9 protein-coding genes are annotated in these 6,857 nt (G+C 71.3%); 1 reads left to right on the top strand and 8 read right to left on the bottom strand.

All coding sequences use genetic code 11. The features are described 5' to 3' along the window. Nucleotides 1–515 (top strand): 6-phosphogluconolactonase (pgl, locus tag VF612_RS03170; RefSeq protein WP_408658395.1); only part of this gene is annotated, 515 nt, incomplete at its 5' end. 42 nt (nt 516–557) lie between these two features. Here the strand turns inward: pgl and VF612_RS03165 are convergent. The 8 genes from VF612_RS03165 to VF612_RS03130 form a co-directional block, all read right to left on the bottom strand. Next, entirely contained in the window at nt 558–1,328 is a 771-nt protein-coding gene (locus VF612_RS03165; RefSeq protein ID WP_408658394.1) for a thioesterase family protein, read from the bottom strand. A gap of 18 nt (nt 1,329–1,346) precedes the next feature. Beyond that, the gene (locus VF612_RS03160) at nt 1,347–1,691 is read right to left on the bottom strand and encodes an RNA polymerase-binding protein RbpA (protein ID WP_408658393.1); all 345 of its coding nucleotides are present in this window, start codon (nt 1,689–1,691) and stop codon (nt 1,347–1,349) included. Nucleotides 1,692–1,769: 78 nt separating this feature from the next. Then, complete coding sequence (gene secG / locus VF612_RS03155) at nt 1,770–2,006, bottom strand: preprotein translocase subunit SecG (protein WP_408658392.1); 237 nt, start codon at nt 2,004–2,006, stop codon at nt 1,770–1,772. A 174-nt stretch (nt 2,007–2,180) separates the two neighbouring features. Beyond that, complete coding sequence (tpiA, locus tag VF612_RS03150; protein ID WP_408658396.1) at nt 2,181–2,960, bottom strand: triose-phosphate isomerase; 780 nt, start codon at nt 2,958–2,960, stop codon at nt 2,181–2,183. 24 nt (nt 2,961–2,984) lie between these two features. Beyond that, nucleotides 2,985–4,211 (bottom strand): phosphoglycerate kinase, encoded by a 1,227-nt coding sequence (locus VF612_RS03145; protein WP_408658391.1) that lies wholly within the window; start codon nt 4,209–4,211, stop codon nt 2,985–2,987. 38 nt (nt 4,212–4,249) lie between these two features. Beyond that, nucleotides 4,250–5,254: a type I glyceraldehyde-3-phosphate dehydrogenase gene (gene gap / locus VF612_RS03140; RefSeq protein WP_408658390.1), complete on the bottom strand. Its 1,005-nt coding sequence runs from the start codon at nt 5,252–5,254 to the stop codon at nt 4,250–4,252. Nucleotides 5,255–5,445: 191 nt separating this feature from the next. Next, nucleotides 5,446–6,426, bottom strand: coding sequence for a DNA-binding protein WhiA (gene whiA, locus VF612_RS03135; RefSeq protein WP_408658389.1), 981 nt, complete (start codon nt 6,424–6,426; stop codon nt 5,446–5,448). After that, the coding region (locus tag VF612_RS03130) for a gluconeogenesis factor YvcK family protein (protein WP_408658388.1) at nt 6,426–6,857 on the bottom strand (432 nt) is incomplete at its 5' end. The genes whiA and VF612_RS03130, both read right to left, overlap by 1 nt.

The raw sequence follows: 6,857 nt of genomic DNA, 5'->3' as shown, positions 1-6,857 counted from the left end.
CGGCGAACCGGCTGTTGTTCTCCCGGCCGCCGTTCAAGGCGGCCCGGCTGTTCCCGATGCCGGCCAGCGACGGGCCGTACGCCGATCTGGACGAGGCCGCCGCCGGCTACGCCGAGCAGCTGGCCCAGGCCCGGCGCGACGATGACCCCGACGTGCTGCCGAACTTCGACGTGGTGCTGCTCGGGGTGGGCCCGGACGGGCACTGCGCGTCGCTGTTCCCCGAGCACCCGAGCGCCTACGACGAGTCCGGGCCGGTGATCGCGGTGCGCAACTCCCCCAAGCCGCCGCCGCTGCGGATCTCGCTCAGCTTCGCGGGCCTGGCCGCCGCCAACGAGATCTGGTTCGTGGTCTCGGGCGCCGGCAAGGCCCAGGCGGTCGCGCTGGCGCTGAGCGGCGCCGGCCGGGTGCAGGTGCCCTCCGCAGGTCCGCGGGGGCGGTTCCGGACGCTCTGGCTGGTGGACCGGGAGGCCGCCTCGGGGCTTCCCCGGCATCCCGACGGCCGTCCGATGCTCTGACCCGTCCCCCGTGGCAAGTCAGCAGGTCAGCAGGTCAGCTGCTCAGCCGGGACGGACCGTGAGGATCTGGTCGCTGGCGCCGATGGCTCCGTGGACGTCGTGGATGACGCTGGTGGTCAGGCCGACCCCTTCGGAGCCGAAGGCGACCGAGGTGTCGAAGCCGACCCAGTCCCCGCGCGGCTGGCTGAAGAAGTGCGCGGTCAGGTCGAGGTTCGGAAACGCCACCTCGGTGGGCTTGGCCCGGACGGTCATGCCGTTGGCGATGTCGAGCAGCCCTGCCATCCTGGCCAGGTCGCTGACCTTCTCGTCCCGGATCAGCGGCAGCGGGGTGCGCACCCAGAAGGCGGCCCGGCCGGGCTCGGCCTGCTCGCGGCGGACCTCGACGGAGGCGATGAACCCGCCCGGCCAGACGGTGGTCGGATCCCAGGCCGGCATGTCCTCCGGGCCGGCGATGGCCGGCAGGGGCGTGGCTCGCAGGCCGGCGGTGTCACCAGGTCGCATCAGCCACGCCCGCAGCAGCACGCCGGCGCGCCCGGCATGGCTGAGGGTGGCCTGGACGAGCTCGATGGTCCGGCCCGGGCGAAGGACCTCGACCTCGATCCGCACCACGTCGACCGGCACCTTGCCCAGGATGTCGTAGGAGAGGCGGCCGATCACCAGGCCGTCGCTCCGGCGGGCGTCGCAGTCGGCCTCGACTGCGTGCGCGAGCAGGCCGAGCGCGGGAGCGATGTGCTGGAACTGGGTCTCCCAGGCGCCGCTGACGTGCTCGGTCGCCCGGAAGACGTGCTCGTCGATCCGCTCGAAGTAGGCCACCTGCAGCCGGGCTGACGGTCAGGCTTCGCCGCGGCGGGCCCGCAGCCGGGCCAGCGCCTCTTCGAGGATGGCGTCGCCGTCGGCGTCCGAACGCCGCTCCTTCACGTACGCCAGGTGGGTCTTGTACGGCTCGTTGCGGGGCGCGGCCGGCGGTGTCGCCGATTCCCGGCCGGCCGGGTAGCCGCACCGCGGGCAGTCCCAGGTGTCGGGCACCAGCGCGTCCATCGCGAAGGCCGGCTTGGTCTCGTGGCCGTTGGCGCAGAAGAACGACACCCACTGGCGGGGAGCAGACTCACCGCGCTCCCGCTCGCCCATCGGACCGGCCCCTACCCGGCTGCCGCGGATTGCGCTGCCACCTGCCACTGCTCTGACTCCTCTAGCTCGATGTCACTGTGTAGCTCGATGTCACTGGGTGACTCGATGTCACTGGCAACGAGCGGATCAACTCGCCTTGTAGAGCAGCTCCAGGCCGATGATGCAGATGGTCCAGACCAGGCCGGCCACGACGGTGAGCCGGTCGAGGTTGCGCTCCACCACCGAGGAGCCCGACAGGCTGGAGTACAGGGAGCCGCCGAACATCGAGGACAGGCCACCGCCCTTGCCGCGGTGCAGCAACACCAGCACCATGAGCAGCAGGCTCGCGATGATCAGGACAATCGACAGCAGCGTGATGATCATGGGGTTCGACGGCCTCGCTCAGTTTTCGACGGGAACATTTTCGGCGGGTACTCGGACTCAGACCGCAGAGTGACGCGGCATGTCAGGAGAGAATACCTGTTCACCGGCCCGATCCGGCGTCTCGGTCCCGATCGAGCGTCTTCGGCGGCTACCGGCCTCTGAGGATCCGGGACCTCAGCCCGACAGCGGCCCGCCACCGGCCGCGATGCAGATTCCGGCAAACTCGGCGCCGTCCAGGCTGGCGCCACCGACCAGGGCGCCGTCGACATCGGGCTCGGCCACGATATCGCCGGCGTTGGTGGACTTGACCGATCCGCCGTAGAGGATCCGGACGCCGGCGGCCAGCTCGGGGCTGTACAGCTCCCCCAGCCGGCTCCGGATGGCCACGCAGACCTCCTGGGCATCGGCCGGAGTGGCCACCTTGCCGGTGCCGATCGCCCACACCGGCTCGTAGGCCAGGACGATGGTGGCGGCCTGCTCGGCGGGCACCCCGGCCAGGTCGGCACACAGCTGGTCGACGCAGTGGCCGACATGCCCGCCGGCCTCCCGGATCTCCAGCCGCTCGCCCACGCACAGGATCGGGGTCAGCGAGTTCGCGTAGGCCGCCTTCACCTTGGCGTTGACCAGCTCGTCGTTCTCCTGGTGGTACTCCCGGCGTTCGGAGTGGCCGATCACCACGTAGCTGCAGCCCAGCTTGGCCAGCATCGCCCCGGAGATGTCGCCGGTGTAGGCGCCGGCGGCGTGCGGCGACAGGTCCTGCGCGCCGTAGCGCAACGCCAGCTTGTCGCCGTCCACCAGCGTCTGCACCGAGCGGATGTCGGTGAACGGCGGCAGCACCACCACCTCGACGGCCTCGAAGTGCTGCGGCTTGAGGCTGAAGGCGATCTTCTGCACCAGCGCGATGGCTTCGAGATGGTTGAGGTTCATCTTCCAGTTGCCGGCGATCAGCGGCATCCGGGTCTCGGCGGCGCGTGCCACCTAGCTTTCCTCGAGTACGGCGACACCGGGCAACGTCTTGCCTTCCAGGTATTCCAGCGACGCGCCGCCGCCGGTGGAGATATGGCTGAACCGGTGGACGTCGATCCCCAGCGCCCGGACGGCCGCGGCCGAGTCGCCGCCACCGACCACGGTCAGCCCGTCGCAGGCAGCGACCGCTTCGGCGACGCCCTTGGTGCCGGCCGCGAACGGGCGCACCTCGAACACCCCCATCGGGCCGTTCCAGAACACCGTGCCGGCTCCGGCGAGCGCCTCGGTGAACCGGGCCACCGAGTCCGGCCCGATGTCCAGGCCCTTCTGGCCGGCCGGGATGGCATCCGCGGGCACGGTGTCGGTGGTGGCGTCGTCGGAGATGTCGGCCGAGACCACCACGTCGGTGGGCAGCACGATCTTGTCGCCGGCCTCGTCCAGCAGCCGCCGGCAGGTCTCGACCTGGTCGTCCTCCAGCAGCGAGTCCCCCACCTCGTGACCCTGCGCCTTGAGGAACGTGAAGCACATCCCGCCACCGACCAGCAGCTTGTCGACCTTGGGCAGCAGCGAGGAGATCACGCCCAGCTTGTCCGAGACCTTGGAGCCGCCGAGCACCACCACGTACGGCCGCTGGACCTCGCCGGCCTCGCCGGTCAGCCGCCGCAGCACGTCGAGCTCCTCGCGCACCAGCCCGCCGCAGTAGTGCGGCAGCAGCCGGGCCACGTCATAGACCGAGGCGTGCGCCCGGTGCACCGCGCCGAAGGCGTCGTCGACGTAGGCGCCGCCGTCGTCCTCGCCGCCGGTGAGCTGGGCCAGCGCCCGGGCGAAGGCGGCCCGCTCGGCCTCGTCCTTGGCGGTCTCGCCGGCATTGAAGCGGACGTTCTCCAGCAGCAGCAGGTGGCCGTCCCGCAGGCCGTCGGCCAGCAGCCGGGCGCTCTCGCCGACGGTGTCCAGCGCGAACTCCACCGGGGCGCCCAGCAGCGCGGCCAGCCGGTCGGCCACCGGGCGCAGCGAGTACTTCGGGTCCGGCTCGCCCTTGGGACGTCCCAGGTGCGCGGCCACGATCACCCGGGCGCCGCGGTTGAGCAGCTGCACCAGCACCGGTAGCGACGCCCGGATCCGCCCGTCGTCGGTGACCTTGGGCGGCTCGTCCTTGGACAGCGGCACGTTCAGGTCACAGCGCACCAGGACGCGCCGCCCGGCCACGCCGACCTTGATCAGATCGTCCACCGTGCGCATTGGCCCCTACTCCCTGCTGTCCTCGCCCGCTGCGCCGGTTACAGGCTGGCGCCGACGTAGCCGACCAGGTCGACCAGCCGGTTGGAGTAGCCCCACTCGTTGTCGTACCAGCCGACCACCTTCACCTGGTCGCCGATCACCTTGGTGAGGGTGGCGTCGAAGATGCAGGACGCCGGGTCGGTGACGATGTCGGCGGAGACGATCGGGTCCTCGGTGTAGACCAGGTAGCCCTTGAGCGGGCCGTCGGCTGCCGCCTTGTACGCGGCCTTGACCTCGTCGACGGTGGTTTCCCGCGACAGCGTCACGGTCAGGTCGGTGGCCGAGCCGGTGGGCACCGGCACCCGCAGCGCGTAGCCGTCCAGCTTGCCCTTCAGCTCCGGCAGCACCAGGCCGATCGCCTTCGCGGCGCCCGTCGAGGTCGGGATGATGCTCAGCGCGGCGGCCCGGGCCCGGCGCAGGTCCTTGTGCGGGGCGTCCTGCAGGTTCTGGTCCTGGGTGTAGGCGTGGATCGTGGTCATCAGGCCCTTCTCGATCCCGAAGGCATCGTTGAGGACCTTGGCCAGCGGCGCCAGGCAGTTGGTCGTGCAGGAGGCGTTGGAGATGATGTGGTGCTGCTCCGGGTCGTACAGCTCGTGGTTGGCGCCCATCACGATGGTGATGTCGTCGTCGGTGGCCGGGGCGGAGATGATGACCTTCTTCGCGCCGCCGTCGATGTGCTTGCGGGCGTCGGCGGCCTTGGTGAAGAAGCCGGTCGACTCCACGACGACGTCCACCCCGAGGTCCTTCCAGGGCAGGTTCGCCGGGTCGCGCTCCTCCAGCGCCCGGATCGGCTTGCCGGCGACGATGATGTTCTGCTCGTCATAGCTGACCTCGCCCGGGAACCGGCCGAGGATCGAGTCGTACTTGAGCAGGTGGGCCAGCGACTTGTTGTCGGTGAGGTCGTTGACCGCCACCACCTCGATATCGGCGCCGGAGGCCTGCAGCGCCCGGAAGAAGTTACGCCCGATCCGGCCGAAGCCGTTGATACCCACCCGAACAGTCATTGCAGGTTCTCCTTGTACATCGTGTACGTCGTATGTTCAGCGACAAGAATCAGTTCTCATCGTGCCCGGCCGCGACGCTGCTGACCTCAACCCCCGCTGGGACCTGGACCCAACTTTATCGGGTGGGCCGGGCCGGGTTGTTACCAGGCTGATACCGGCGGGTAGGACCGCTCGGGCGGAGCGCCGCACGCTCAGGGGGCGAGCATCTCCGGAGTCACCGCGGCCTCGGTGTTCGGGATCCCCTCGTCGTGGGCGCGCTTGTCGGCCATCGCCAGCAGCCGCCGGATCCGGCCTGCCACCGCGTCCTTGGTCATCGGCGGGTCGGACAGGCTGCCCAGCTCCTCCAGCGAGGCCTGCTTGTGCTCCAGGCGCAACCGGCCGGCCTGCAGCAGGTGCTCGGGGGCGTCCGAGCCGAGGATGTGCATCGCCCGCTCGACCCGGGCGCCGGCCGCGACCGCGGCGCGGGCGGACCGGCGCAGGTTCGCGTCGTCGAAGTTCGCCAGCCGGTTGGCGGTGGCGCGCACCTCCCGGCGCATCCGGCGCTCCTCCCAGGCCATCACCGAATCGTGGGCGCCGAGCCTGGTCAGCAGCGCGCCGATGGCATCGCCGTCGCGCACCACCACCCGGTCGGCGCCGCGGACCTCGCGGGCCTTGGCCAGGATGCCCAGCCGCCGGCCGGCGCCCACCAGCGCCAGCGCCGCCTCGTTGGTCGGACAGGTGATCTCCAGCGCCCCGGCCCGGCCGGGCTCGGTCAGCGAGCCGTGCGCGAGGAAGGCGCCGCGCCAGGCCGCCTCGGCCTCGGACAGCGTGCCGGCCACCACCTGGCTGGGCAGGCCCCGGACCGGCCGGCCGCGCAGGTCCACCAGGCCGGCCTGCCGGGCGAGCCCTTCGCCGTCCTTGCTGACCCTGATCAGGTAGCGGGTGCCCTTGCGCAGGCTGCCGCCGGTGACGACCTGGATCTCGGCGCTGTGCCCGAATACCTCGGCGATCTCCCGGCGCAGCCGGCGGGCCACCGAGCCGGTGTCGAGCTCGGCCTCGACCACGATGTGCCCGGCGACCAGGTGCAGCGCGCCGGCGAAGCGCAGCATGGTCGCGATCTCGGCACGGCGGGCAGAGGCCCTGGTGATGGTCACCCGGCTGAGCTCGTCCTTGACCGCAGCCGTCATCGCCATCAGAGCACTCCTTCGTCTGTCCGGGGACGGCGGAGGCCGCCGTCGGTGCGGTTCAGCCCGGCCGCGTCGGCGACCGCAAGACTGAGCTTGCACGGATCATGCCTTGCGCGCGCGTCGGACGCAGCGACGGGCGCCAGCAGCAGCCGGGCGCCGACGCTGTCTGTGTAGCCCTGCAGGCCGCGCCGGTCCAGCACCGCGTCCTGGTCGGCGATCACCACGTCGATCCGCAGCCGCGGGCAGTGCTCGCTCAGCACCCGCAGATGCTCCTCCGGCGAGAACCCGTCGGTCTCGCCGGCCTGCGGCTCGAGATTGAGCACCGTGATCCGCACCGCCTGGGTCAGCGTCAGCGCCACGGCCAGCTCGCGGACCAGCAGGTGCGGTATCACGCTGGTGAACCACGAGCCCGGGCCGAGGATCACCGCATCGGCCCG

It is taken from the genome of Jatrophihabitans sp. (assembly GCF_036388195.1).
Taxonomy (GTDB): domain Bacteria; phylum Actinomycetota; class Actinomycetes; order Mycobacteriales; family Jatrophihabitantaceae; genus Jatrophihabitans_A.
Note: the sequence above shows the minus strand (reverse complement) of the source record. Positions and strands in the feature narration are given on the sequence as shown.